The sequence below is a fragment of the Candidatus Allofournierella merdipullorum genome (assembly GCF_048426865.1).
GTDB lineage: Bacteria > Bacillota > Clostridia > Oscillospirales > Ruminococcaceae > Allofournierella_A > Allofournierella_A merdipullorum.
The window spans coordinates 25,880-50,432 of the sequence record NZ_DBFNWJ010000001.1 but is presented as its reverse complement, the minus strand read 5'-3'; the positions used below and the strand labels follow the sequence as shown (position 1 = coordinate 50,432).

Annotated in this window: 22 protein-coding genes; 14 read left to right on the top strand and 8 right to left on the bottom strand. The window is 66.0% G+C overall.

Annotated elements, in window-relative coordinates; translation table 11 throughout:
* The first annotated feature begins 2 nt into the window (after positions 1-2).
* The 4 genes from mreD to mgsA all read left to right on the top strand — a co-directional run bounded on the left by mreD (position 3) and on the right by mgsA (position 4,057).
* Positions 3-527: a rod shape-determining protein MreD gene (gene mreD, locus ACMNAY_RS00230; RefSeq protein ID WP_418717935.1), complete on the top strand. Its 525-nt coding sequence runs from the start codon at positions 3-5 to the stop codon at positions 525-527.
* A gap of 43 nt (positions 528-570) precedes the next feature.
* A complete protein-coding gene (locus ACMNAY_RS00225; protein WP_418717934.1) occupies positions 571-2,661 on the top strand; it encodes a penicillin-binding transpeptidase domain-containing protein in 2,091 nt (696 codons plus the stop codon).
* Between the two features lie 165 nt (positions 2,662-2,826).
* Positions 2,827-3,564, top strand: coding sequence for an AAA family ATPase (locus ACMNAY_RS00220; protein WP_418717933.1), 738 nt, complete (start codon positions 2,827-2,829; stop codon positions 3,562-3,564).
* Positions 3,565-3,652: 88 nt separating this feature from the next.
* Positions 3,653-4,057 carry a methylglyoxal synthase gene (gene mgsA / locus ACMNAY_RS00215; RefSeq protein WP_177521873.1) on the top strand — a complete coding sequence of 135 codons (405 nt, stop codon included), beginning with the start codon at positions 3,653-3,655 and terminating at the stop codon, positions 4,055-4,057.
* A 47-nt stretch (positions 4,058-4,104) separates the two neighbouring features.
* Here mgsA and ACMNAY_RS00210 read toward each other — a convergent pair whose 3' ends face one another.
* Entirely contained in the window at positions 4,105-6,111 is a 2,007-nt protein-coding gene (locus tag ACMNAY_RS00210) for a DUF5107 domain-containing protein (protein ID WP_418717932.1), read from the bottom strand.
* A 259-nt stretch (positions 6,112-6,370) separates the two neighbouring features.
* On the opposite strand from ACMNAY_RS00210, the gene ACMNAY_RS00205 reads away from it, so the two are divergent.
* From ACMNAY_RS00205 to aspS, 3 genes are all read left to right on the top strand, one after another.
* The gene (locus ACMNAY_RS00205; protein WP_418717931.1) at positions 6,371-8,317 is read left to right on the top strand and encodes an NAD(+) synthase; all 1,947 of its coding nucleotides are present in this window, start codon (positions 6,371-6,373) and stop codon (positions 8,315-8,317) included.
* A gap of 110 nt (positions 8,318-8,427) precedes the next feature.
* A complete protein-coding gene (locus ACMNAY_RS00200; RefSeq protein WP_394976808.1) occupies positions 8,428-8,754 on the top strand; it encodes a DUF4234 domain-containing protein in 327 nt (108 codons plus the stop codon).
* Positions 8,755-8,902: 148 nt separating this feature from the next.
* On the top strand, positions 8,903-10,687 hold the full coding sequence (gene aspS / locus ACMNAY_RS00195) for an aspartate--tRNA ligase (RefSeq protein ID WP_418717930.1): 1,785 nt from the start codon (positions 8,903-8,905) through the stop codon (positions 10,685-10,687).
* A gap of 84 nt (positions 10,688-10,771) precedes the next feature.
* Here aspS and ACMNAY_RS00190 read toward each other — a convergent pair whose 3' ends face one another.
* Genes ACMNAY_RS00190 through ACMNAY_RS00175 form a run of 4 tightly spaced genes read right to left on the bottom strand, consistent with a single transcriptional unit; the run spans position 10,772 to position 14,355 of the window.
* The gene (locus tag ACMNAY_RS00190; RefSeq protein ID WP_418717929.1) at positions 10,772-12,283 is read right to left on the bottom strand and encodes a DUF4234 domain-containing protein; all 1,512 of its coding nucleotides are present in this window, start codon (positions 12,281-12,283) and stop codon (positions 10,772-10,774) included.
* A 9-nt stretch (positions 12,284-12,292) separates the two neighbouring features.
* Positions 12,293-12,688, bottom strand: coding sequence for a DUF2752 domain-containing protein (locus tag ACMNAY_RS00185; RefSeq protein WP_418717928.1), 396 nt, complete (start codon positions 12,686-12,688; stop codon positions 12,293-12,295).
* A 13-nt stretch (positions 12,689-12,701) separates the two neighbouring features.
* Positions 12,702-14,063, bottom strand: a complete 1,362-nt coding sequence (locus ACMNAY_RS00180) for a PFL family protein (RefSeq protein ID WP_418717947.1) — start codon at positions 14,061-14,063, stop codon at positions 12,702-12,704.
* Between the two features lie 22 nt (positions 14,064-14,085).
* Positions 14,086-14,355, bottom strand: a complete 270-nt coding sequence (locus tag ACMNAY_RS00175) for an ACT domain-containing protein (RefSeq protein WP_418717927.1) — start codon at positions 14,353-14,355, stop codon at positions 14,086-14,088.
* A gap of 160 nt (positions 14,356-14,515) precedes the next feature.
* Here ACMNAY_RS00175 and ACMNAY_RS00170 point away from each other — a divergent pair, with 160 nt between their 5' ends.
* The 6 genes from ACMNAY_RS00170 to ACMNAY_RS00145 all read left to right on the top strand — a co-directional run bounded on the left by ACMNAY_RS00170 (position 14,516) and on the right by ACMNAY_RS00145 (position 19,767).
* A complete protein-coding gene (locus ACMNAY_RS00170) occupies positions 14,516-14,995 on the top strand; it encodes an Lrp/AsnC family transcriptional regulator (RefSeq protein WP_418717926.1) in 480 nt (159 codons plus the stop codon).
* A complete protein-coding gene (locus ACMNAY_RS00165; RefSeq protein ID WP_418717925.1) occupies positions 14,995-16,176 on the top strand; it encodes an aminotransferase class I/II-fold pyridoxal phosphate-dependent enzyme in 1,182 nt (393 codons plus the stop codon). The genes ACMNAY_RS00170 and ACMNAY_RS00165 overlap by 1 nt, the downstream gene beginning before the upstream one ends.
* Positions 16,169-17,323, top strand: a complete 1,155-nt coding sequence (locus tag ACMNAY_RS00160; protein WP_418717924.1) for a DUF362 domain-containing protein — start codon at positions 16,169-16,171, stop codon at positions 17,321-17,323. Before ACMNAY_RS00165 ends, ACMNAY_RS00160 begins: the two co-directional genes overlap by 8 nt.
* A gap of 12 nt (positions 17,324-17,335) precedes the next feature.
* Positions 17,336-18,220, top strand: coding sequence for a 4-(cytidine 5'-diphospho)-2-C-methyl-D-erythritol kinase (gene ispE, locus ACMNAY_RS00155; protein WP_418717923.1), 885 nt, complete (start codon positions 17,336-17,338; stop codon positions 18,218-18,220).
* A gap of 63 nt (positions 18,221-18,283) precedes the next feature.
* Entirely contained in the window at positions 18,284-18,910 is a 627-nt protein-coding gene (locus ACMNAY_RS00150; protein WP_418717922.1) for a stage II sporulation protein R, read from the top strand.
* Positions 18,911-18,969: 59 nt separating this feature from the next.
* Positions 18,970-19,767 (top strand): peptidoglycan-binding domain-containing protein, encoded by a 798-nt coding sequence (locus ACMNAY_RS00145; RefSeq protein WP_394976792.1) that lies wholly within the window; start codon positions 18,970-18,972, stop codon positions 19,765-19,767.
* Between the two features lie 45 nt (positions 19,768-19,812).
* Here the strand turns inward: ACMNAY_RS00145 and ACMNAY_RS00140 are convergent, their stop codons facing one another.
* From ACMNAY_RS00140 to ACMNAY_RS00130, 3 genes are all read right to left on the bottom strand, one after another.
* A complete protein-coding gene (locus ACMNAY_RS00140) occupies positions 19,813-20,112 on the bottom strand; it encodes a hypothetical protein (RefSeq protein ID WP_418717921.1) in 300 nt (99 codons plus the stop codon).
* Entirely contained in the window at positions 20,109-20,471 is a 363-nt protein-coding gene (locus ACMNAY_RS00135) for a DUF1413 domain-containing protein (RefSeq protein WP_394976790.1), read from the bottom strand. Before ACMNAY_RS00135 ends, ACMNAY_RS00140 begins: the two co-directional genes overlap by 4 nt.
* A gap of 130 nt (positions 20,472-20,601) precedes the next feature.
* A complete protein-coding gene (locus tag ACMNAY_RS00130) occupies positions 20,602-21,171 on the bottom strand; it encodes an HDIG domain-containing metalloprotein (RefSeq protein ID WP_394966803.1) in 570 nt (189 codons plus the stop codon).
* A gap of 146 nt (positions 21,172-21,317) precedes the next feature.
* Here ACMNAY_RS00130 and ACMNAY_RS00125 point away from each other — a divergent pair, with 146 nt between their 5' ends.
* Positions 21,318-24,539, top strand: a complete 3,222-nt coding sequence (locus ACMNAY_RS00125) for a PD-(D/E)XK nuclease family protein (protein ID WP_418717920.1) — start codon at positions 21,318-21,320, stop codon at positions 24,537-24,539.
* The last annotated feature ends 14 nt before the right edge of the window (positions 24,540-24,553 follow it).

Sequence of the window (24,553 nt, the reverse complement as noted above, 5' to 3'; positions counted from 1 at the left end):
CCATGACCTCACGCAGAAAGCGCAATCTGATGCTGGCCGGCAAATGGGCCGGCTACTTTGTGCTGCTCCTGCTGGCCGCCACCCTCCAGACCACCCCCGGTTTTCTGGTGCTGGGTGAGATACGCCCGGTGTTCATCCTGCCCCTGTGCCTGGGGGTGGCGGTGTGCGAAGGGGAGTATCCCGGCGCCTTTTTCGGCGCGGTGGGCGGCCTTCTGTGGGACTTCACCGCCGGCCGTCCCGGCGGCCTGCTGGCGCTGGAACTGCTCTTTGTCTGCTTCGGCGCGGCCATCCTGGTGGAGCTTTACCTGCGCCTCAATTCCATGAACTTTGTGCTGGTGAGCGGCGTGTGCGCCCTCATCGTCACCGGCGTGGACTTTTTGTTCTTCTACGCCATGCCCGGCTACGCCGGCGCGGCGGCCCGCTACTTTGAGGTGGTGCTGCCCATCGCGGTGTTCACCGCCGCCCTTTCGCCCACCAGCCTCTGGGCGGCCCGGCAGGTGAACCGCCGCTTCGCATTGCCCGACTGAACCCTGACTTTCACTCACCGACGCACTGAAGGAGGTGCCGCCCATGGACCGAAAAAGCCTTGCCCGCCGTCTCGGCGCGCTGATCGTCGCCACTGTGGTGGTGCTGGGAATTTTTCTTTTGCGGCTGGTGCAGTTCCAGCTGGTGCAGGGCGAAGAACTGCTGGAAAAGGCCCAGCAGGTGAGCAACTACCTGTTCAGCATCCCCGCTGCCCGGGGCGAGATCGTGGACGAATACGGCCGGGCCATGGCCTCCAACGTTTCCGGCTACAACCTGGTCATCAACAAGCTGATGCTCACTGGCGATCTGAACGAGACGCTGGTGGAGCTGGTGGAGATCCTGCAGGCCGGCGGCGATGAATGGAACGACACCATGCCCATCAGTATGCCGGAGAACGGCCACTATGAATTCACCGCCGACGAGGACGACGCCCGCGCCCAGAGCCGGCTGGAGGAGCTGAAGGACAACCTGGTCAAGCAGCAGTACGCCACCGCTGACCAGGTGATGGTCGCCGTGGTGGAGCGCTATGACCTGCAGGACTATGACCCCGAGTGGCAGCGCATCCTGGGCGGCATCCGTTACCAGATGGAGCTGGAAGAATTCAGCGACAACAACAACTTCACTCTCGCCGAGGACGTGAGCAGCCGCACGGTGGCCACCGTGAAGGAGCGGGGCCTCACCAGCGAGGGCGCGGACATCACCGAGACCAGCTACCGGGTCTACGCCGACGGCACCCTGGCGCCCCATCTTCTGGGCTATGTGGGCCCTATCTACGCCGAGGACTGGAAAGTCACCGACGAGGACGGCAATGTCAGCTATCCCCTGAAGGAAAAGGGCTACGCCATGAACGACACCATCGGTCAGGCGGGCCTGGAGCAGGTGGGTGAGGATAAACTGCGGGGCAGCGACGGCCTCAAGCAGGTCACCCGCGACAAAAACGGCGTCATCATCTCCACCGAGGTCATCCAGAACCCGGAGCCGGGCCTCACCATGGTGACCACCATCAACGCCGACCTGCAGAAAAAGGTCTACGAGGCGCTGGAAAACCAGATCCTCAACCTGCAGGCCAACGGCAAGCAGTATAAAGGCAAAGAGGCCTGCGCCGGCGCGGTGGTGGTGATCGACGTCAAAACCGGCGGCGTTTTGGCCTGCGTCAATTACCCCAGCTACGATCTGAACCTGCGCAGCACCAACGCCGCCCAGTATGCCAGCGATCCCAACACCCCGCTGGTGGACCGGGCACTGCGCGGCCTGTATTCGCCGGGCTCCACCTTCAAGCCGGTGGTGGCGCTGGAGGGCCTGCTCTCCGGCCTCATCACCCCCACCGACACACCGGTGCGCTGCGGCGGCGCCCAGGCCAGCTACAACTACTACGTCACCAGCGGCGGCCCCCGGTGCGAGGGCATCGGCCATGTGGGCGGCGGCAGCCTGAACGTCTACGACGCTTTGGGCTACAGCTGCAACACCTATTTCTACGACCTGGGCCGCCGGGAAGGGGCCGAGAACTTCAACGAGATGGCCCGTCAGCTGGGCCTTGCCACCGAGACGGGGGTGGAGCTGTCGGAGTACACCGGCCGCACCACCGACCCGGACGACGACAACTTCACCCTGGGCCTTGAGCTGATGGCCGCCATCGGCCAGGGCAACACCGCCGTGACCCCGGTGCAGCTGGCCACCTACGCCGCCACCATCGCCAACGACGGCACCCGCTACCGCACCCACTTCATCTCCAGCTACCGCGATTCCAACACCGGCGAGGTGGTGGAGAGCTTCGAGCCGGAGGTGGTGGCTCAGGTGGAGGACAACGTGGGCGCCTTCGACGCGGTGGAGGAAGGTATGATCCGCGCCGCCAAGAACAGCAGCGCCCTGCGGGACTACCCTATGACCATCGCCGTCAAGACCGGCAGCCCCCAGCGCGCGGAGTACTACGACAAGGAGAACGGCCTGACCTACCTGAACAGCGCGGTCATCGCCTACGGCCCGGTGGAAGATCCCCAGATCGCCATCGGCGCCATCATGGAATACGGCGGCGGCGGTTCCAATCTGCTGCCGGTGGTGCGGGACATCTTCAACGCCTATTTCATCGAAAAAACCGGCGACCTGCAAAGCGCCGAAGCGGGCCAGCTTCTGCCCTGAAAAACGGCGCAGCAACGCCGTTTGCGGGCGGTTTTTGTCCCTTCTTCACAAAATATCCCTTGCGCTCCGGGATAGTTTGTGCTACTATGATAATACGAGCGTGCTGTTCCCGTCCGCCGGGGCGATATGCAGCTGGCAGAAACCAACCGGCAGGGAGGCATGAGTTTGAGCGCAAAGATCGTGATGGTGGCTTCTGGCAAGGGAGGCACCGGTAAGAGCACCCTGTCGGTGCTGCTGGGCAGCCGCCTTGCCGCCGCAGGGTCAAAGGTGTTGCTCATCGAGCTGGATTCCGGCCTGCGCAGTGTGGACATCATCTCCGGCGTCTACGGCAAAACGGTCTATGACATCGCCGATGTGCTCAGCGGCCGGTGCGAAGGCGCCAAGGCCGTGGTGGAAAGCCCGCTCTATCCGCACCTCTCGGTCATCTCCGCGCCCTATGAATGGGGCGGCACGGTGCAGCCGGAGGCGCTGAACAAGCTGCTGGAAAAAATGTCGCCCTTTTTCGACTGGGTTTTGGTGGACACCGCCGCCGGTCTGGGGGCGCCTTTCAAGGCGGCGCTTTCGGTGAGCGAAACGGTGCTGCTGGTGCTCACGCCGGACCCCGTCACCCTGCGTGACGGCCACATCGCGGCGGACGAGGCCTTTGCCGCCGGCGCAAAACAGGTCCGCCTGGTGCTCAACCGGGTGGGGCCGGGCAGCTTCGGCGGCGCGGTGCGTGACCTGGACGAATGCATCGACACGGTGGGCGCCCAGCTGATCGCCGTGGTGCCCGAGAGCAGCCAGCTTCAGGTGTGCGCCGCCAAAGGACAGGCGCTGCCCGCCGACACCCTGGCCTTCCGCGCGGTGGACAACCTTGCCCGCCGCCTTCTGGGCCAGCGGGTGCCACTCGCCGTGTGGGGCTGAAAAGCCGCCGCAGGCGTTTTTTCAATCATATCCGTACTACGAACATCGTGTAATAAACGTTGGGAAACAGAGCAGGGGGTAGGAAACAATGAATATCGCGCTGATCGCGCACGACACCAAAAAAGAACTGATGGTCCAGTTCTGCATCGCCTATTGCGGCATCCTCAGCCAGCACACGCTGGTGGCCACGGGCACCACGGGCAAGGTGGTCAGCGAGGCCACCGGTCTGCCCATCCAGTGCTTCCTGGCGGGCGTGCAGGGCGGCGACCAGCAGATCGCGGCGCGCATCGCCTGCAACGAGATCGACCTGCTGCTGTTCTTCCGGGACCCCATCAGCGCCAAGCCCCACGAGCCCAACGAGATGAACCTGCTGCGTCTGTGCGACGTGCGCAACATCCCGCTGGCCACCAACATCGCCACCGCCGAGGTGCTCATCCACGGCCTGGAGCGGGGCGATCTGGAGTGGCGCAGCATCGTCAATCCCAAACGGTAAACAAAAAACTCCCGGCCGGGCGGCCGGGAGTTTTTTTATGCCTTTTTTCAGAACATCCGGTAATCCAGTTCCCGGGGCAGCGGCAGGGTTCGGTCGATGTCCGTCTCGGTGAAGGCGCGGCCCTCGGCGGCGGCTTTCTTCCGCGCCTCGGCCTCGAACCACACGTTGGCCAGGCCCAGCGCGCCCTCGCGGATCATGGCGTAATCCACCCGGAAACACTCGTCCACGAAATCCAGCTTGCCCAGTTTCACCGCGGCTTCCGCAGCGGACAGCCGGGCGCTCTGGGTGCGGCGGCTTTCGGGCAGCGCCTGCCACAGGGCCCAGGCTTCGCCGTGGCGGCCGGCCCGCACAAGGCCCTCCAGCGCCAGCTCCGCAAAGCTCACGTCCAGCTTGTCGCCCTCCAGGCGGTGGGCGGCGGTGAACCAGTCCTCGGCGGCGGCCCAGTCCTCACGGCGGGCGGCCAGTTTGCCCAGCGCGGCGGCGGCAAAGGCGTCGCCGGCGGCGGCCAGCGCCTCCAGAACGGGCAGGGCCTCGACCTCGCGGTCGTTCTCCACCAGCGCCACGGCCCACTGGAAGCGGGCGGCGGCGGTGGCGTCGGGACGGGCGGCCAGGGCCTCCAGACGGCCCAGCCATTCGGGCGCGGTCATGTAGGCGGCGGGCAGGGCCGTGTCGGGCAGCATGCCGCCGCCCAGCGCCTCCACCCAGGGCCAGAGAGCGCTCTCCGGGTCGGGGGCGGGGAAGGCCAGATGGGGCGCGAAGTCGCCCTCGCCCTCGGCGGCGCGGCGCAGCCGCTCCAGACCGCCCCGCTCGTCGCCCGCAAAGAGCAGCGAGCCGCCGGGCAGGGTCGCCGCTGCGCCGCAGGCGGCGTCGATGGCCGCCACATCGGCGGCGGGCAGCAGGGCCTCCACCTGCCGGGCCACCTTGTCCCGGGCGTCGTGCCACTCGCCGGCCACGTGGTTGGCGGGGGCGGTGAAGGCGCCGAAGATCTGGGTGAAGGACACAACGGCCTTCGGCCCGATGGTGGCGGTGTGCAGCTGTGTGGGGGCGAGGCCCGCCTGCACCTCGATGTAGTCGCCCTCGCCGGGATTCGAGAGGTAATCGCACCAGTGCCGCCCGCCCTGCAGGTTGCCCCAGCAGAACATCTTGCGGGCGAAGAGGGGCTGGGTGCTGCGCTCAAACAGGCCGCGTCCGTCCTCCTCGGCGGCCACCTCCCAGGGGGCCGGCTCGGTGCGCTCGTTCTGGAAGAAGTACTCGGTGGAGAAGGGGATGTCCCAGGGGTAGCTGGCGTCCGCGCCGCCCATGGTGGGCGGGCAGGGCATCTCGCACCGGCCAAAGCCCGGGTTCACGCCGTAATCGGTCATCTGCAGCTGGTGCAGCACCTGGCCCGAGGGGCTGAACACCCGGGTGCGGGCCGTCAGCGGCACGGCGGTGTTGGTCCACCAGTAGAGGGGAGAGGCGCTGTCCAGCGTGTTCTCGATGCGCACATGCACCGCCAGCTGCTTTGCGCCGTCGGGCAGGTGGAAGTCCAGCTGGTAGACCTGCCGCTGGATGGCCTCATACTGGTACATCCGCAAAAACTCTTCGCCGTCGGCGGCGGTCACCTTGCAGCTGTAAAGCGGCGAGCAGGTGAACACATGGTGGCCGGTGTGGCCCAGGTTCCACTCCACGCCGCCGGAGAACCAGGCGTTGCGGATGCCCAGATTCGCCACCCGCAGCACCGGGTTTTCGAACAGCAGCTCACGCCCCTCGTCCTTGTCGAACAGGGACCACATCCGCCCGCCCAGGGTGGGCATCAGGGTGGCTTTCAGATGCTCGTTTTCCAGCACCAGTGCCGGCAGGCTCACCGGCTCGCTGCTGCGGGTGTAGCGGTCCTGCATGCGGTAGGGCAGGGTGCGCGCGCCGCACCCCACGCCGTAGCCTTCCTCGTCCCGGGGCAGGAAGGTGCCGTTCTGGGGCACCTTGAGGTCCTGCACCGGCGCGCGGAAGAAGGGCTGGGGGTCCTGCGGCCCGGGCAGCGCGCCCGGCAGGGTCAGCTGGGTGGCAGTAAGTTGCATGATGTCAATGCTCCTTTTCCTACAAAAATTCGGTCCGAAATTTGCACCGCCGAGGGTGCTTTGTGACCCCATTATATCCCCGTCCCGGCGGGCCGGACAAGGGGGAGATATTTGGCTTTTCGTCTGCCTTTTTTGTCCTTTCGGAAACGCTGCGCCGCCCTTTTTTCGCCGGGTGGGTGTTGTGGCCGAAGAGGATGTGTTATAATAGGACAAAGCGAAAAACCGCCTGCCCGCGCAGGCGCTGCAAGGGGGAGGACCCATGAGATCACAACTGCTTACCGTGGCCGCCGCCGCGCCCCGGGTGCACATCGCCGCGCCCGAGCGCAACGCCCGGGAGATGCTGGCGCTGGCGGTGGAGAACGCCGACGCGGGCGTGCTCCTGTTCCCGGAGCTGGCCATCACCGGCTACACCTGCGCCGACCTGTTCGGCCAGACCCGCCTTCTGGACGCCGCCTGCCACTGGGTGAACCGGCTGGCAAAGGAGGCCTGGGAAAAGGGCTTCAAAGGCCTGCTGGCGGTGGGCGCGCCGGTGCGTGCGGACAACCAGCTCTTCAACTGCCTGGTGTTTCTGCACGGCGGCGCTCCGGTGGCCATGGTGCCCAAGAGCTGCCTGCCCAACTACGGCGAATTTTACGAAAAGCGGTGGTTCGCCCCCGCCTCGGCCCGTCGGTCGGACAGTGTGCTCTGGCCGCTGGAAAACGGCGAGTGCATCCAGGTGCCCTTCGGCGAGGACCTGCTGGTGACTGACCGCACCGGCGCGGTGGTGCTGGGGGCGGAGATCTGCGAGGACCTGTGGGCCCCCGCTCCGCCCAGCGGCCCCGCCTGCCTGGCCGGGGCGGACCTTATCCTGAACCCCTCCGCCAGCAACGAGACGGTCACAAAGAGCGACTACCGCCGCCAGCTGGTGGCGGGCCAGTCCGCCCGGTGCGACTGCGTCTATGTCTACGCCGGCGCGGGCGATACCGAAAGCACCACCGACCTGGTGTTCAGCGGCCACGGCATGATCTGTGAGAACGGCCGCATCCTGGCCGAACAGCTGTATCCCGCCCCCGGCAGCGTCATCCGGGCGGTGGTGGACATCGAGCGGGTGCGGGCCGACCGGATGCGCCACGGCTCCTATATGGAGAGCATGCGTCCCGGTGTTTACCGCACCGTGCGGCTGGCGGCGGACCTCATCGACCCGGACGCCCAGATGGAGCTGCTGGCCCGGCGGCCGGAGGAGCGGCTGCCCTTTGTGCCCGGCGACCCGGCAAAGCTGGACGGGCGCTGCGCGGAGATCGCCCACATTCAGGCGGCCGGCCTTGCCCGGCGTCTGGAAGCCAGCGGGGTCAGGCGGGCGGTCATCGGCCTGTCCGGCGGGCTGGACAGCACCCTCGCCTTTCTGGCGGCGCTGCAGGCGATGGAGCGGCTGGGCCGCCCCGCCTCCGACGTGCTGGCGGTGAGCATGCCCTGCGTGGGCACCACCAAACGCACCTTCGGCAACGCCGCGTCGCTGGCGCAGCTCACCGGCGCGGAATACCGGGAGATCCCCATCAAAAACGCCCTGGACGGCCACCTTGCGGACATCGGCCATCCCGCCGATCTCTACGATACCACCTTTGAGAACGCCCAGGCCCGGGAGCGCACCCAGATCCTGATGGACCTGGCCAACCAGGAGGGCGGCATCGTGGTAGGCACCGGCGATCTGTCCGAGCTGGCGCTGGGCTGGTGCACCTACAACGGCGACCAGATGAGCATGTACGGGGTGAACGCCTCGGTGCCCAAGACCCTTGTGCAGGCCATGGTGGCCTGGCACGCCCGCCGTCTGTGCGACAACGAGCCCCGCATCACCCGGGTGCTGCTGGACATTCTGGACACCCCCATCAGCCCGGAGCTGCTGCCGGTGGCGGAAGACGGCGCGCTGGTGCAGAAGACCGAGGAGACCCTGGGCAAATACGATCTGCACGATTTTGCCCTCTACCATATGCTGCGGAACGGCTATGCCCCCCAGCGCATTCTGGAGATGGCCTGCCTTGCCTATCCCGAGGTGAGCCGGGAGACGGTGCGCACCACCCTCAAGACCTTCTACCGCCGCTTCTTCACCCAGCAGTTCAAGCGCAGCTGCCTGCCGGACGGCCCCAAGGTGGGCTCGGTGAGCCTCTCGCCCCGGGGCGACTGGCGCATGCCCAGCGACGCCGAGGCGGCGGAATTCCTGGATTTCGAATAAAAGACCCATTTTTTTACAAATACGGATAAAAAATGTCATATTTCACAGGGGATGAATCGTTCTTATAACAGCGTTATCCTAAATATCTTCTCTCAAGGAGGAAGGAATCCATGAACAAGAACATCGTGCTCTGCGTCATCCTCAGCATCATTACTTGCGGCATCTACGCGCTGTATTGGATGTACACCATCAACGAGTCTGCCCGCACCGTGAACCCGAACGAGTGGCAGATGGAAGGTATTCTGGTGATCGTGCTGTCCATTGTTACCTGCGGCATCTTCGGCATGTACTGGTACTACAAGATGGGCAAGGCGTTCATGGCCATCGGCGCGCCCGACAACAGCCTGCTGTATCTGGTGCTGTCCCTCTTCGGCCTGGGCATCGTGAACCTGTGCATCATGCAGGACTCCATCAACCGCGCGTATCCTGCCCAGTAAAATCCGCAAAAAAGCGCCGCCCCCTTGCCGGGGGCGGCATTTTTTGCGCCTTTTCCTTGTATTCGGCGCCAAAAGCAAGTATAATGAACTGATGTAAAAAGACTGTTCGCCGGACCGTTTCGTCCGGCGCGGAAAAGAGGAACCAAAAATGGAGACCATGGGCAACCTGCGCCGCACCCGATATTGCGGCGAAGTGCGCCTGGCGGATGCCGGGCAGGAGATGGTGGTGGCCGGTTCGGTGGCCAAGTGCCGCGACAAGGGCGGCATCATCTTTGTGGACCTGCGGGACACCACCGGTATTTTGCAGCTGGTGTTCGACGACGGCACCGACCGGGCCGTGTTCGAGAAGGCCGGCAGCCTGAAGAGCGAGTATGTCGTGATTGCCAAGGGCACCCTGCGTGAGCGGGACGCCAAGACCGACAAGATCCCCACCGGCGAGGTGGAGCTGTATGTGAGCGAGCTGCGGGTGCTCAGCGCCGCGGAGACCACTCCCTTTGAGATCCGGGACGAGATCAAGGTCAAGGACGAGCTGCGCCTGAAGTACCGCTATCTGGACCTGCGCCGCCCGGCCATGCACGAGCCGCTGGTGGTGCGCAGCAAGATTTGCCAGGTCACCCGCAACTTCCTGTGCGACAACCACTTCTGCGAGATCGAGACCCCGATGCTGATGAAGTCCACCCCCGAGGGCGCCCGCGACTATCTGGTGCCCAGCCGGGTGCAGCCGGGCCACTTCTACGCCCTGCCTCAGTCTCCCCAGATCTACAAGCAGATCCTGATGCTCTCCGGCTTTGACCGCTACTTCCAGATCGCCCGCTGCTTCCGCGACGAGGACCTGCGTGCCGACCGTCAGCCCGAGTTCACCCAGATCGACCTGGAGATGAGCTTCGTCTCTGAGGACGACGTGATGGAGATCTGCGAGGGCCTGCTGAAGAAGCTGTGGAAGGAAGTGCTGGACATCGACCTGCCCGAGCACTTCGAGCGCCTCAGCTGGGACGAGGCCATGGCCCGCTTCGGCTCCGACAAGCCGGACACCCGCTTCGGCCTGGAGCTGCAGGACGTGACCGACGCGGTGCGTTCCACCGAGTTCGCCCCCTTCAAGAACGCCATTGCCGCCGGCGGCAGCGTGCGCCTCATCAACTGCAAGGGCCTGGCCCATCAGCTGACCCGCAAGACCATCGACAAGCTGGTGGACGTGGCCAAGACCTACGGCGTCAAGGGCCTGGCCTACACCCGCCTCACCGAGGAGGGCGAGACCTCCAGCTTTGAGAAGTTCCTCACCGAGGAGGAGAAGGCCGCCCTGCGCAACGCCGCGGGCGCCGAGTGCGGCGACGTGCTGCTGGTGGTGAGCGATGAGAACTCCACCCGCGCCTGCACCGCCCTGGGCCAGGTCCGTCTGGAGGTGGGCCGCCGCTGCGAGCTCATCGACCCCGCCAAGTTCAACTTCCTGTGGGTGGTGCGCTTCCCGCTGTTCGAGTACAGCGAGGAGGAGGGCCGCTTCATGGCCATGCACCATCCCTTCACCATGCCCACCGAGGACTCCATGGACAAGGTGGAGTCCGACCCCGGCGCCTGCTACGCCAACGCCTACGACGTGGTGCTCAACGGCGTGGAGCTGGGCGGCGGTTCCATCCGTATCAACGACCCCGAGCTGCAGGCCCGGATGTTCAAGGCGCTGGGCTTCACCGAGGAGCGCGCCCGCGAGAACTTCGGCTTCCTGATGGACGCCTACCGCTACGGTGCGCCCCCCCACGGCGGCTGGGCCATCGGCCTGGACCGTCTGGTGATGCTGATGCTGGGCCGCGATTCCATCCGCGACGTCATCGCCTTCCCCAAGGTGCAGAACGCCAGCGAGCTGATGAGCGGCGCGCCCGACACCGTGGACGAGAAACAGCTGCGTGACCTGTGCATCGAGTGCACCGGCTCCGAGGAGTAAACAACAAACGAGAACGCCCCCGCGGCCATTGGCCGCGGGGGCGTTTTTCTGTCGGGTCACACCGGAACGGGCGAGGCTGTTTTCTTACAGGCCGTTGTGGGCGTTGTAGGCAGCCGCCAGAGCGTTGGTGTTCTTGATGAGGATGTGCATGGCAATGAAGGGGCCGATGCCGCACAGCAGCGAGCCGACCAGGTACCACAGCAGCACGCTGGTGCCGTTCTCCTGGAAGGTGATGCCATAGCGGGGAGCGTTGGCCGCCAGACGATTGCCCAGCTTGTACTCCCAGTACAGGCCGTAGAAACCGCAGGTGACGAAGCTCAGCAGGATGAAGGCCAGCAGACCGCCGGTCTTTTCGCCGTCATCGCGGCACATGGTGTTCACATCGCGGGCAATGGAATAGATGAAATAGTAGCCGTAGATGCCGCAGGTGATGATGGACAGCAGGATGTAGGCGATCAGGCTGCGGTTGGTCTGGATGCGCACGGCGGGATAACCGGCCGCCTGGGCCTGCGCCTGATACTGGGCAGCCTGGGCCTGCTGCTGGGCCTGATGGGCGTCATAGGCGCTCTTGGCGGAGGCAGCGGCCGCGCCGGCCTGCTGCTGCACCTCGCCCGCGCCCTTTTTCAGAGCTTCGGTGATGATGGTCAGCTTGGCGCTGGGGTCGTTGATGACGCTGGCGGGCTGAGGCGCTTCCTTCATCAGGTAGAGGATGCCCCACACACCGCCCAGGCAGACGGCCAGCCAGAAGGCCAGGCCCACCAGGCTGCCCAGAGCGTTCAGAAACATTCTGAAGGTGAAGAACTGGTAGAAAATGATGTTCAGCAGGATGGAGAGCACCAGGGTCAGCAGCCGAACGATCAGCAGGCCCGCCGCGCTGGCAGTCAGGCCAAAGACCAGGGCTTCGGTGTTCTCTTTGGTGCGGCGCAGCGCCAGCAGCGCCAGCATAGCGGCAGCTGCCAGATAGCACACCAAAGAGCCCAGGTTCAGCACCATGTAGAACAGGGAGGGAATGTCGGCATAGCGCACAAGGGTGACGAGGCTGCCAAAGACGCCGCCGATGGAACCCAGCGCCCGCAGTACGCAGACGACACCGCAGATGGCGGCGAAGATCTTCAGGACCAGGTCATAACTCACGCCGCCGTTCGCGGGAGCCGCGCCGGCAGGCTGGGCCGGAGTGGGGGGAACCGGCGGCGGGCCGCCGACAGGCCCGTTCGCGGGGCCGTTCCCCGGAGTGGGCACCGGGTCGGGCAGGGGCACGGGGGCGGGCCCCTCCTCCTTGGGAGCGGGGTCAGCCACCGGGTCGGGCAGAGGCATAGGCGCGGGATCGGGCAGAGGCATGGGTGCGGGTTCCTCCGCCTTGGGGGCGGGGGCGGCTTCCGGCTCCGGCACAGGCAGGTCGAACACCAGCTCCGGCGCGGGCGGGGCCTCGGGCGCGGGGCCCGGCTCCACCACCAGCTCCGGTTCGGCAGCCGGCGCGGGCGCTTCGGGCTGAGGCGCCTGCTCCTGCACCGGCTCGGTCACAGGCTGGGCTGCGCCGCAGAAGGTGCAAAAGTTGCTGTTTTCGGGGATCTCTTTTCCGCATTGCTTGCAGATCATGGCCATTCCTCACTTTCCAAGCGGCAAAAGCCGCAGAATACGATGGAACAGCCCCGTTTCGGGGGCAAACACCACCACGCTGTCGGTGGGGTCCGCCAGACGCACGGCATACACCGCCACGAAGGCGATGCCTGCCGCCCACAGCAGGGCGCTCGTCAGGCGGCGGGGCAACCGGCGCCGAAAAAGGAACACCAGCACGCCCAGGGGGATCGTCCAGAACAGCGGGTGATAAGCAAAGGCTGCCGCCCAGTTGCCGGAGAGCACCTCCAGCCAGGCGCGGGTCATGCCGCACCCGGCGCAGGACACGCCGGTAATGGCTTTGATGGGGCAGCCCATGCCCAGAAAGTGCAGCGCGACATACAGCGCCGCAATGGCGGCCAGCGCGGCCAGGTCCTGCTTTTTCATCCTGCCGTCCCGGTCAGTTCTTCAGCGCCTGCATGGGAGCGGGGATGCGTCCGCCCCGGTCGATGAACACCTTGGGGCTGCAGGTGCTGATGGACATGATGGGCGCATAGCCCAAAAGGCCGCCGAAATCCAGTTCTTCGCCGGCGGTGCGGCCGATGGCCGGGATCACGCGCACGGCGGTGGTCTTGGTGTTCACCATGCCGATGGCCGCTTCGTCGGCGATGAGGGCGCTGATGACCTCGGCGGGGGTGTCGCCGGGGATGACCACCATGTCGATGCCCACGCTGCAAACGGCGGTCATGGCTTCCAGTTTCTCCATGCACAGGCTGCCCCGGCGCACGGCCTGGATCATGCCCTCGTCCTCGCTCACGGGGATAAACGCGCCGGACAGGCCGCCCACATGGTTGGAGGCCATCACGCCGCCCTTTTTCACCGCGTCGTTGAGCAGGGCGAGGGCGGCGGTGGTGCCGCACTGGCCGCAGCTTTCCAGGCCCATCTCTTCCAGAATGTTGGCCACGCTGTCGCCGATGGCGGGGGTGGGGGCAAGGCTCAAATCAACGATGCCGAAGGGCACGCCCAGCTCTTTGGCGGCCAGATTGCCCACCAGCTGGCCCATGCGGGTGATCTTGAAGGCGGTGCGCTTGATGAGCTCCGCCACCTCGTCCAGGGGGGCGTCCTTGGGCAGCTTCGCCAGCGCCGCGCGCACCGCGCCCGGGCCGGAAACGCCCACATGCACCACACAGTCCGGCTCGCCCACGCCGTGGAAGGCGCCCGCCATGAAGGGGTTATCCTCCGGCGCGTTGCAGAACACCACCAGCTTGGCAGCGCCCATGCACTGATTGTCGGCGGTGGCCTCGGCGGCGGCGCGCACCACCTGGCCCATCTTCTTCACCGCGTCCATGTTCAGGCCGGTCTTGGTGGAGCCGATGTTCACGCTGCTGCAAACGATGTCGGTCTCGGCCAGCGCCCGGGGAATGGACTCGATGAGCCGCTCGTCGCCGGCGGAAAAGCCCTTATGTACCAGCGCGCCGAAGCCGCCGATAAAGTTCACGCCCACCGCCTTGGCCGCCTTGTCCAGCGCCTTGGCGTAGTCCACCGGGTCGGCGTCGGGGGCACTGGCCAGCAGCATGGCGATGGGGGTCACGCTGATGCGTTTGTTGATGATGGGGATGCCGTAGTCACTGCTGATCTTCTCCACCACCGGCACCAGCCGCGCCGCGCGGGTGGAGATTTTATTATAGATCTTCTCGCAGGCGCGTTTGGGGTCGGGGTCGGCGCAGTCCAGCAGGCTGATGCCCATGGTCACGGTGCGCACGTCCAGGTTTTCGGCGGAGATCATGTTGATGGTCTCCATAATGTCGCGGGTGTTGATCATGCTCATTGAAACTGCCTCCCGCTCAAATGTGATGCATCGCGTCGAACACTTCTTCGCGGGTCAGATGCAGCTCCATCTGCATTTCGGCGGCAACGTTGTCCAGCCGGCGGCGCACCTCGTCCATGGGCTGGTCGCATTTTTCCAGATTCACCAGCATGATCATGCAGAACATCTGTTGCATGATGCTCTGGGTCACGTCCTCGATGTTGATGTTCAGCTCGGCGCAGACCTGGCTGACCTTGGCCACAACGCCCACGGTGTCCCGGCCCACAACGGTGATAACGGCTCTCATTATACTCTTTCCTCCCTTATTGCCCCGGGCGCAGGCGGACCGCGCCGTACAGGTTATGCTCATTATACCAGATTTTGCGCTCTTTTTGTTTACTTTGCCGAGGTTTTTTTTTATAATTAAAGGCAAACCACAATCAAAACAAGGAACCGAGGTAGTGAATATGGAACGTTTGCTGCAACTGCTGGAAGAAAACGCACGCCTGTCGGTGGAGGACCTGGCCGCCATGCTTTCCGCCACGCCGGAACAGGTCGCCGCAAAGATGGACGAGTACTCCAAGAGCGGTGTCATCCGTGGCTACAAGGCCCTTGTGGACTGGGAAAAGCTGAACGCCGACCGGGTCAAGGCCGTCATCGAGCTGCGGGTGCGCCCCAAGAAGAGCCACGGCTTTGACGAGATCGCCTCCGCCATCGCCTGCTACGACGAGGTGGAGAGCGTGCTTCTGATGAGCGGCGGCTACGATCTGCAGCTCATCCTCACCGGCCGCAGCTTCCAGGAGATCGCCCTCTTCGTGGCCAAGCGCCTGGCCCCCATGGACGACGTGCTGTCCACCGCCACCCACTTCGTGCTGCGCACCTATAAAAAGGACGGCGTGCTCTATGTGGACGAGGAAAAGGACGAGAGGGAGTGGGCCACGCTGTGATGAACTATGAGAAAGTGATCGCGCCTGCCGCGGCGGCCATGCGCCCCAGCGGCATCCGCAAATTTTTCGATCTGGCCGCCGAGATGGAGGGCTGCATCAGCCTGGGCGTGGGCGAGCCGGACTTCAAGACCCCCTGGCGCATCCGGGACGCGGGCATCCGCAGCCTGGAAAAAGGCCGCACCAGCTACACCGCCAACGCCGGTCTGAAAGAACTGCGCTATGAGATCGCCGATTACATGAAGCGCCGCTTTGGTTTGGAATACACCGACCCCATGCACGAGGTGCTGGTCACCGTGGGCGGCAGCGAAGCCATCGACATGGCCATCCGCAGCCTGGTGGCCCCGGGGGACGAGGTCATCATCCCCGAGCCCTGCTTTGTGTGCTACCAGCCCATCACCACCCTCACCGGCGGCGTGCCGGTGCCGGTGCCTCTGAAAGCGGAGAACGAGTTCCGCCTCACCGCCGAGGAGCTGAAGGCCGCCATCACCCCCAAAACCAAGCTGCTGGTGCTGCCCTTCCCCTGCAACCCCACCGGCGCGGTGATGGAGCGGGAGCATCTGGAGGCCATCGCCCAGGTGCTGCGGGGCACCGACATCATGGTGCTGTCGGACGAAATTTACGCCGAGCTGAACTACGGCACCGCCCGCCATGTGAGCATCGCCAGCCTGCCGGGCATGGCCGAGCGCACCATCGTGGTGAACGGCTTCTCCAAGGCCTTTGCCATGACCGGCTGGCGCCTGGGCTTCGCCTGCGGCCCCGCCCCGGTGATGAGCATCATGACCAAGCTGCACCAGAACTGCATCATGTGCGCCCCCACCACCAGCCAGTACGCCGCGGTGGTGGCCATGCGGGAGTGCGACGACGAGATCGAGCGCATGCGCCGGGAGTACGACGTGCGCCGGCGCCTCTTGGTCAAGCGCTTCAACGACATGGGCCTTTCCTGCTTTGAGCCCAAGGGCGCCTTTTATGTGTTCCCCAGCATCCAGTCCACCGGCCTTTCCAGCGCCGAGTTCTGCGAAAAGCTGCTCTACAGCCAGAAGGTGGCCGTGGTGCCCGGCACCGCCTTCGGCGATTCCGGCGAGGGATTCGTGCGGGTGAGCTACGCCTATTCGGTGGCCCACCTCACCGAGGCGCTGAACCGCATCGAGCGTTTCCTGGAGGAGCTGCGCGCCCATGGATGAGCGTGTGTTCTTTGCCGCCGCGCCGGGCTATGACCGGGATACGGTGGACGCCGCCGTGGAGCGGCTTTTGCGGCAGCTGCCCGCCGCGTCCCTGCTGGCCCCGGGCAAAAAGGTGCTGCTGAAACCCAACCTTCTCTCCGGCACCGCCCCCGAAAAGGCGGTGACCACCCACCCGGCGGTGGTGGCGGCAGTCATCCGCGCCGCGAAGCGCCGGGGCGTGGCCGCCTGTGACATCACCGTGGCCGATTCCCCCGGCGGACCTCATGCCTCCGGTCTCGTCAAGTCCGCCTGGAAGGTCAGCGGCATCGCCGCCGTCTGCGCCGAAGAGGGGGTCAACCTCTACACCGGCACCGCCAGCGGCGAGGCCCCCAAGGCTGAAGGGGCAAAACGCTGTTTCACCCTGCTGGAGCCGGTGCTGGCGGCGGACGTCATCGTCGACCTGCCCAAGTGCAAGACCCACATGATGACCGGCCTTTCGGCGGCCACCAAGAACCTTTTTGGCTGCATCCCCGGCCTGCAGAAGGCCGAGTGGCACATGCGCTGCCCGAAAAAAGAGGACTTCGGCGATATGCTCATCGACCTGCTGCTCACCGTGAAGCCCTCCTTCGCCGTGCTGGACGGCATCGTGGGCCACGAGGGCAACGGCCCCAGCGGCGGCAGCCCCCGGCCTCTGGGCTTTGTGGCGGCGGCGGAAAACCTTTTGTCCATGGATTTGGCCCTCTGTGCTATGCTGGGCCTTGCGCCCCAGAGCGTGCCCTACCTTGCGGCGGCTCAAAGGCGGGGCCTTTGCCCCGCGTCCTTCGACCCGGCCCTGGCGGCAGGGGAGACGGCGCTGTTCGCGCCGGTGGAAAACTTCCGCCTGCCGGACTCCTGGCGCAAGATGAACTTTTCCGACTCCGCCCCCCGGGCGGTGCGCTGGGCGGTGCCCGCGGTGGAAAAGTGGGTGGCGCCCCGGCCTCAAATCGCCCGGGCGCGGTGCATCGGCTGCGGCCGCTGCGCCGAGATCTGCCCCCAGCACACCATCGAGGTCAAAAACAAGAAGGCTCGCATCAAGCCCAAAGACTGCATCCGCTGCTTTTGCTGCCACGAGGTCTGCCCGGTGCAGGCCATCGACACAAAGCGGTTTTTCCTTTTCAAAAAACTGTGAGGTGAACGCGCCATGAAACAGGTCACCGTTCTGGCCCCGGCAAAACTCAACCTGACGCTGGACGTCACCGGCCTGCTGCCCGGCGGCTACCACGCGCTGGACATGATCATGCAGGCCATCACCCTCCACGAGCGGGTCACCCTGCGCAAAAGCCGGGACCTTATCCTGCGGCTGCCGGGCAGCCGTGTGCCTCCCAACGAAAAGAACACCGCCTATAAGGCGGCCATGGCCTTCTTCCACTACACCGGCCTGCTGGCGGGGGCAGAGATGGAAGTGCGCAAGGTCACGCCGGTGCGGGCGGGGATGGCGGGCGGCAGCGCCGACGCCGCCGCCGTTCTGGTGGGTCTGAATGCCCTCTACGACGCCCGCCTTTCCATGAGCGAACTCTGCGCCATCGGCGCACAGCTCGGGGCGGACGTTCCCTTCGCTTTGCTGGGCGGCACCTGCCGGGTGCAGGGCAAAGGCGACCTTCTGCGGCCGCTGCCTCCCTGCCCGGACTGCCGCTTTGTGGTGGCCATGCCCAGCGTGGGGGTGAGCACCCCCGCCGCCTTTGCCGCCTACGATGAGGTGGGCTGCACCGTCCACCCGGACGGCGAGGCCGCCGAGGCCGCCGTGCGCGCGGGGGACCTGGACGCTCTCTGCGCCGCCATGGGCAACGCACTGGAAGAATGCAGCGGCGCCAAGGAAACGCCCCACATCAAGAAGCTGCTGCGGCAAAACGGCGCGAAGCAGGCGCTGATGACCGGCAGCGGCGCGGCGGTGTTCGGTGTGTTCGATGACCCTGAGCGGGCCGAAGCCGCCCGGGCCGCGCTGGCAAAGGAGTACCGCCAGGTGTATCTGGCCGCCCCCGACCGGGGCGGCGCGCGGGTGCTTCCTGCGCCGAAACACCGGGGCTGAATAAACCGCAAAAAACACGTCTATACTTTTGGCAGATGTTACCAAAAGGAAGGACGTGTTTTTTTGTTTGCAAAGTTTCATGTTCGCCTCAGCCGCCGGGCGGTGCTGGAGTTCAGCGCGGGGCTGGGCCTTTTCTTCGCGGTGGTACTTACCTGCTGGATGTCCAGCTTCTGCGCTCTGGCCGACGAGGTGCGGGCGAACACCCTGCGGCTGCATGTGCAGGCCAATTCCGACTCCGAGGCCGACCAGGCTCTGAAACTCATCGTGCGGGACGCGGTGCTGGAGGAGATGGGCCCGGTGTTCGCCGCAGCCGAAAGTGAGGCCCAGGCGGCGGCCATCGCGGAAGAGTCCCTGCCTCAGCTGCAGGCCTGCGTGGAGTGCACCCTGAAAGAGCAGGGCAGCGGCCTTTCCGCCCGGGTCTATCTCACCGAGATGTACTTCGACACCACCTATTATGAGGACTTCACCCTGCCCGCCGGGGTCTACGACGCGCTGCGGGTGGAGCTGGGGGCCCACGCGGGCAAAAACTGGTTCTGCGTGCTCTATCCCGGCCTGTGCCTGCCCGCCGCGGGCGAGGCGGCGGTCTACCCCACCGAGGCCCAGCAGAATCTGGTGGAAGCGCCCAAGGTGGAGGTGCGTTTCGCGGCTCTGGAATGGCTGGAGCACCTCACCGGCGGAGCGAAAAACTGAACGGAGGGCACGTTCCCGCATCCCGGCGCATACAATGGGGCCAAGGAGGGATGCGATTTATGGCACAGATCAATCAGGCCGGTGTCACCGCGATGCCGCCCTATTTCGGCACAGTTTTGAGGAATGGTTCGTCCGGGCCGGACTGCGCGCAGGTGCAGACCTGGCTCAACGGGGTGCACAGCCGGTGGCCCCAGGTCCCGTCGGTGACGGTGGACGGCAAATACGGCAACAACACCGCCAATGCGGTGAAGGCGTTCCAGACGCTGGCGGGCATCACCGCCGACGGCCAGGTGGGCTCCACCACCTGGAACGCCCTCTACGGCGAGTTCGCCGACATCCGCGGCGCGGGGGAGGTCTTCTGCGGCATCACCGCCCGCTCCGGCAACAAGGGCGCGGTGGTCAAGAGCATGCAGCAGAAGCTCATCCGCATCCGCCAGGTCTACACCGCCATTTCGTCCATCAGCGCGGACGGGGCCTTCGGCAATGCCAGCTCCGGGGCGGTGAAGCAGTTCCAGCGTCAGTTTGCCCTGACCATCGACGGCTCCTTCGGCCGCAACACCTTCGCCGCCTTGGCCAAGGTCTACGGTCAGGTGATGGCGGGCACGCCCACCCCGGTGCTGCCCCGCTATCCGGGCCTTTTGCAGCGGGGGAGCACCGGCGACTCGGTGCGCTGCGTGCAGAGCTACCTGTCCGCTTTGGGCGGCACCGTGCCCAAGGTGACCATCGACGGCCAGTACGGCAGCGCCACCACCGCGTCGGTGCGCTCCTTCCAGCGGCTGGCCCGCCTTACCGAGGACGGCAAGGTAGGCCCCGCCACCTGGAGCGGCCTTGTGATGGCCTTCAACCGCACGCTGTAAAAAAGGATGGCCCCGCCGGTCAAGCGACCGGCGGGGCCTGCTTTTTTAAAAATCCCAGCCGTCGAAGATTTCGCCCTGCGCCTCTTCGCCGCAGTTGCAGAAGGCTTCGTCCTGCCATTCGCCCAGCGGGTCAAGGCCCAGCGCCTCGTCCAGCGCCGCCTCGTATTCCCGGGCAAGGGCACGCTCCTCGCGGCTGCCGGTCAGCGCCGCTTCTTCCAGAAGCTGCGCCAGTTCCGCCGCTTCGCCCTGTTCCGCCAAACGCCAGGCCAGCGTTTCGGGGTCTGCTTCCCCTTCGGCCAGCCCCCAGCGCCCCGCAAGGGCGGTGAGATTTTGCCGCAGCGTCATGTTACCGCCTCCTTCGGGTCCGTTTCGTAAAGCTGCACATTGGAGCTGTTCTTGCCGGCGGGGCGCACGCCGGGCAGTTTGCCGCCCCGCACCAGATGGTAAAACGTTCGGCCCAGCGAGAGCTTGAGCCCCCGGTCCAGCGTGCCCCAGTCGTCGCACAGGCTCATCACGGCAAAGGGCTGCCCCGCCGGCTGGGCAGCCGCCCGCTGTTTCAGCGCTTCAAAGCGCTCTATGAATACCTGCTCGCACAGCGGAAACTGTTTGACGCACTGGGCCAGCGGCAGCCCGTGCTCTTTGGACAGCTTTTTTGCCAGCGCGTGCTCCTCGTCGGTGAGGGTCACAGAGACGATCACAGACACAAAAACACCTCCTGTGTTCCATTCTGATGATTAGTGGAAATTGCTCTTCTCTGATTATACGCAAAAATCAGCGAAGAGTCAAGAGAAAGGCCCCGCCGGTTTTCGCCGGCGGGGCTTTTGCGTTTCAAGCTTATTCCTTCGGCCCGAGGCCCAGCGCGTCCATCTCGCCGCGCATGCCCTCGATGCACAGGCCGATGACCTCGGAAAGATCCATGCCCAGCATGTCGCAGCCCTGCTGGATGACCGCGCGGTCGATCTTGGCGGCAAAGCGCTTGTCCTTGAACTTCTTCTTCACGCTGGAAACTTCCAGGTCGGAGATGCCGCCCGGACGCATGCGGGCGGTGGCGCCCACCAGACCGGTGAGCTCGTCCACGGTGAACAGGCTCTTTTCCATATCGGTCTCGGGCTTCACATCGTTGCAGTACTCCCACCCGTGGGACAGGATGGCGCGGATGCTCTCCTCGTCCACGCCGGCGGCGCGCAGGGGCTCGGCGGTGTGGTGCAGGTGCTCTTCGGGGAACTGCTCGTAATCGTAGTCGTGCAGGTAGCCCACCGCTTTCCAGTACTCCTCGTCCGCGCCGAAGTGGCGGGCCATGGCGCCCATGGCGGCGCTCACGCCGATGGCGTGCTCGAACAGGTGGTCCTCGGTGGTGGTGCTCGCCAGCAGCTGGCGGGCGGTCTCCATGGTAAGTCCGGGCATGAATGACGACCTCTTTTCCGTAGGTTTTTCACCATTATAACCCGCCCGGTCAAAAAATGCCAGAGGAAAAACGCGCCCCGGTGGACAAGCCGCCCCTTTCTGCGTATCATAAAAACAGACATCTTTTTCGCAGGGAGGGAGCAGCCATGCTGCAGCTGGTTTTGGGCCCGTCGGGCAGCGGCAAATCGAATTATCTGCTGGAGCGCATCGAGGAGCGTGCCCGGGCCGGGCAGCGCAGCCTGCTGCTGGTGCCGGAGCAGTTCACCTCCAGCACCGAGAGCCGCATCTACGCCCGCCTGGGCGACGAATACTCCGGCCGGGTGGAGAGCTTCAGCTTCACCAGCCTTGCGGAAAAACTGCTGAATCTCTACGGCGGCGCGGCGGTGCGCACCCTCACCGACGCGGGCCGGGCGGTTCTGGTGCGCCGTGCGCTGGAATCCATGGGCGACGCGGTGCATTACTACAGCCGCCACCGGCGCAGCACCGCCTTCTGTGAAAAGTGCGCCGAGACTCTGAACGAGCTGAAAAGCGCCGGCGTGAGCGCCGCCCAGCTGGAGCAGCTGGCGGAGGGCGCCGGCCCCTCGGGGGAGAAACTGCGGGAGCTGGCGGGGGTCTACGCCGCCTACCAGGCCCTGCTGGAGGGCGCGGCCATGGACCCCACCGACCGGGTGGCCGCCGCGGCCGAGCGCCTTGAGCCGGACTTTTTTGCCGACGCGGCGGTGTTCATCGACGAGTTCGACACCTTCAACGCTCCCAAGCGCCGGATGCTGGAGCGGATGCTCCAGTGCGCGCCCTCCATCACGGTGGCCCTGTGCGCCGACGGTCTGGAGGACCGGGAGGGGGGCCTTGGCCTGTTCAGCGGAGCCAAAAAGATGGCCGGGGCGCTGCGGGCCATGGCCCGGGAAAACGGCGTGGCGGTGGCCTCGCCGGTGATTTTGACCGAGGACAAGCGCCACAAAAACGCCCCCGACCTGGCCCGGCTGGCGGCGCTGCTGGCAGGGGCGGAGCCGGACCCCGGCCCCGCCGACCCGGCGCAGCTCACCCTGCTGCGGGCGGAGGACCGCCAGACCGAAGCCAAACTTGCCGCCGCCGCGGCGGCAAAGCTGGCCCGGGCGGGCGTGCCTTACAGCAAGATGGCGGTCATCTGCCGGGACGCCTCCCAGTACCTGGCCGCTGTGCGCTACGAGTTCCGGCTGGCGGGCATCCCCCTCTTTTTTGACGAGCCGGCCAGCGCCGAGCACGCCGCGCCCCTGCGGCTGGTGAAGGCGCTGCTGAGCCTGCTGCGCCGGGGCGTCTCCACCGAGACGGTGCTGGCAGTGGCCAAGACCGGCCTCACGAGCCTCTCCGAGGCCCAGCTCTGCGCGCTGGAAAACTACGCCTACACCTGGCAGCTCTCCGCCGCCCAGTGGCAGCAGCCTTTTACTCTGTCGCCGGCGGGCTTCGGGGGCGAGATGCGCCCCGCCGAGGCCGAACAGCTGGCGCTGGCGGAGTCCGCCCGGCAGGCGCTGGCGCCGCTGCTGGCGAACTTTGCCTCGGCGGCGCGCAAAAAGCCCGCCGCCGCCCTGTGCGAGAGCCTTTACCGCACCATGCTGGCCCTGGGCGCGGAGGAAAAACTCACCGCCTCCGCCGCAAAGCTGAAGGAGGAAGAGGGCATCCCCGCCGCCGAGGAGGCGGTGCGGGTGTGGGATCTGGCGGTGAACCTTCTGGACCAGATGGCCCTGCTGCTGGGGGAGGAGACCCTGCCCCCCGCCGAGTACGGCGAGCTGTTCGACCTGCTGGCCCGCACCACCGATCTGGGCCACATTCCCCAGAGCCTGAACGCGGTGATCTTCACCACCGCCGGGCGGATGCGGCTGGACGAGCCGGACTACTGCTTCGTGCTGGGCCTGGGGGAAGGGGAGTTCCCCGCCGCCCCCGGCGATCGGGGCCTGCTTACCCATGCCGAGCGGGACGCCCTCATCCGCCAGGGGGTGGAGATGCCCGACTGCTTTGAAAACCGCATGGTGCGCGAGCAGGTCTGCTTTTACAAAGCCCTCACCGCCGCCGCCAAAGGCGTGTGGATGAGCTGGGCTTCGGGCCCGGCGGCCCTGCCCATGACCAGTGCTCTGACCGAAGCGAAGGCCTGCCTGGACCCCGCCGCCCCCGCGCTGGAAACGGCGGATCTGGCCGCCACCCCCGCAGCCGCCCTGGACCTTCTGGGCGAAAGCTGGGACGCCCAAAGCCCCGTCACCGCCGCCCTCTTCGCGGCGGTGGAAGGCAGCGAAGCGGGCAAAGCCGCCCTGGCCCCCGTGCGCCGGGCGGTGAGCCGGGAGCCCTTCGCCGTGCAGGACACCGGGGCCATGCACCGCCTGCTGGGGGACCACATGCGCCTTTCCCCCAGCCGGATGGAGCGGTATTATTCCTGCCCCTTCGCCTATTTCCTGGAGTATGTGCTGGGCGCGCGGCCCCGCAAGCAGGCGGCCCTCACCGCCGACCAGACCGGCACGCTGGTGCACTACATTCTGGAACAGGCCCTGAAGCGGGCGGGGGAGGGCTTTGTGGACCTCTCGGAGACGGAGATGGCAGACCTTGCCGCTGCCGTGGCCCGGGAGTATGTGTCCGCCAATATGCCCGGCACCGGCGCCCGCTTTGAATACCTTATCCGCCGGCTGCAAAAGAGCGCCGCGGCCCTGCTGGCCTTTATCCAGGCCGAGCAGCGCCAGGGCTCTTTCCGCCCGGTGGCCTTCGAGCTGGGCATCGGCGACGGGCCGGAGGCGGTGCCCTCGGTGGTGCTCACCACCAAGACCGGCGAGACGGTGCGGATGGTGGGCAAGATCGACCGGGTGGACGCCTGCCGTGAAGGGGACAAGACCTGGCTGCGGGTGGTGGACTACAAGACCGGCAGCAAGGAGTTCCTGTTGGAGGACGTGCGCCGGGGCCTCAACTGCCAGATGCTGGTGTATCTCTTCACGCTGGTGCGCAACGCCGGCGACAAATTTGAGAACCCCGCCCCGGCGGGCGTGCTTTACCTGATGGCCGACCCGGCCCCCGCCCGCGGCGACCGGGCCGAGGCCGCCCAGGGGCTGGACTACAAGGTGGAAGGCGTGGTGGTGGGCGAGCCGGAAGTGCTCTCCGCCATGGACAGCGCCGCCACCGGCCTCTATGTGCCGGTGCGCTTTGACAAGGCGGGCCAGCCACGCCTGGGCGAGGCGCTCACCTCGGTGGAGGAGCTGGCAAAGCTGCAAGGCGAACTGGACGATTTGGTGGTGAAGATGGCCGAGGAACTCTACGCCGGAAAGATCGCCGCCGAGCCGCTGGCCGCCGGACGCAAACAGGAGACCCACTGCCGCTTCTGCGATTACCGCAACGTCTGCCGCCGGCAGGAATGAAAGGGGGAAGGAAA

Coding starts and splice junctions, on each gene's coding strand:
- mreD (WP_418717935.1), top strand. CDS start 3: ATGACCTCACGCAGAAAGCGCAATCTGATGCTGGCCGGCAAATGGGCC.
- ACMNAY_RS00225 (WP_418717934.1), top strand. CDS start 571: ATGGACCGAAAAAGCCTTGCCCGCCGTCTCGGCGCGCTGATCGTCGCC.
- mgsA (WP_177521873.1), top strand. CDS start 3,653: ATGAATATCGCGCTGATCGCGCACGACACCAAAAAAGAACTGATGGTC.
- ACMNAY_RS00210 (WP_418717932.1), bottom strand. CDS start 6,111: ATGCAACTTACTGCCACCCAGCTGACCCTGCCGGGCGCGCTGCCCGGG.
- ACMNAY_RS00205 (WP_418717931.1), top strand. CDS start 6,371: ATGAGATCACAACTGCTTACCGTGGCCGCCGCCGCGCCCCGGGTGCAC.
- ACMNAY_RS00200 (WP_394976808.1), top strand. CDS start 8,428: ATGAACAAGAACATCGTGCTCTGCGTCATCCTCAGCATCATTACTTGC.
- aspS (WP_418717930.1), top strand. CDS start 8,903: ATGGAGACCATGGGCAACCTGCGCCGCACCCGATATTGCGGCGAAGTG.
- ACMNAY_RS00190 (WP_418717929.1), bottom strand. CDS start 12,283: ATGATCTGCAAGCAATGCGGAAAAGAGATCCCCGAAAACAGCAACTTT.
- ACMNAY_RS00185 (WP_418717928.1), bottom strand. CDS start 12,688: ATGAAAAAGCAGGACCTGGCCGCGCTGGCCGCCATTGCGGCGCTGTAT.
- ACMNAY_RS00180 (WP_418717947.1), bottom strand. CDS start 14,063: ATGATCAACACCCGCGACATTATGGAGACCATCAACATGATCTCCGCC.
- ACMNAY_RS00175 (WP_418717927.1), bottom strand. CDS start 14,355: ATGAGAGCCGTTATCACCGTTGTGGGCCGGGACACCGTGGGCGTTGTG.
- ACMNAY_RS00170 (WP_418717926.1), top strand. CDS start 14,516: ATGGAACGTTTGCTGCAACTGCTGGAAGAAAACGCACGCCTGTCGGTG.
- ACMNAY_RS00165 (WP_418717925.1), top strand. CDS start 14,995: ATGAACTATGAGAAAGTGATCGCGCCTGCCGCGGCGGCCATGCGCCCC.
- ACMNAY_RS00160 (WP_418717924.1), top strand. CDS start 16,169: ATGGATGAGCGTGTGTTCTTTGCCGCCGCGCCGGGCTATGACCGGGAT.
- ispE (WP_418717923.1), top strand. CDS start 17,336: ATGAAACAGGTCACCGTTCTGGCCCCGGCAAAACTCAACCTGACGCTG.
- ACMNAY_RS00145 (WP_394976792.1), top strand. CDS start 18,970: ATGGCACAGATCAATCAGGCCGGTGTCACCGCGATGCCGCCCTATTTC.
- ACMNAY_RS00140 (WP_418717921.1), bottom strand. CDS start 20,112: ATGACGCTGCGGCAAAATCTCACCGCCCTTGCGGGGCGCTGGGGGCTG.
- ACMNAY_RS00130 (WP_394966803.1), bottom strand. CDS start 21,171: ATGCCCGGACTTACCATGGAGACCGCCCGCCAGCTGCTGGCGAGCACC.
- ACMNAY_RS00125 (WP_418717920.1), top strand. CDS start 21,318: ATGCTGCAGCTGGTTTTGGGCCCGTCGGGCAGCGGCAAATCGAATTAT.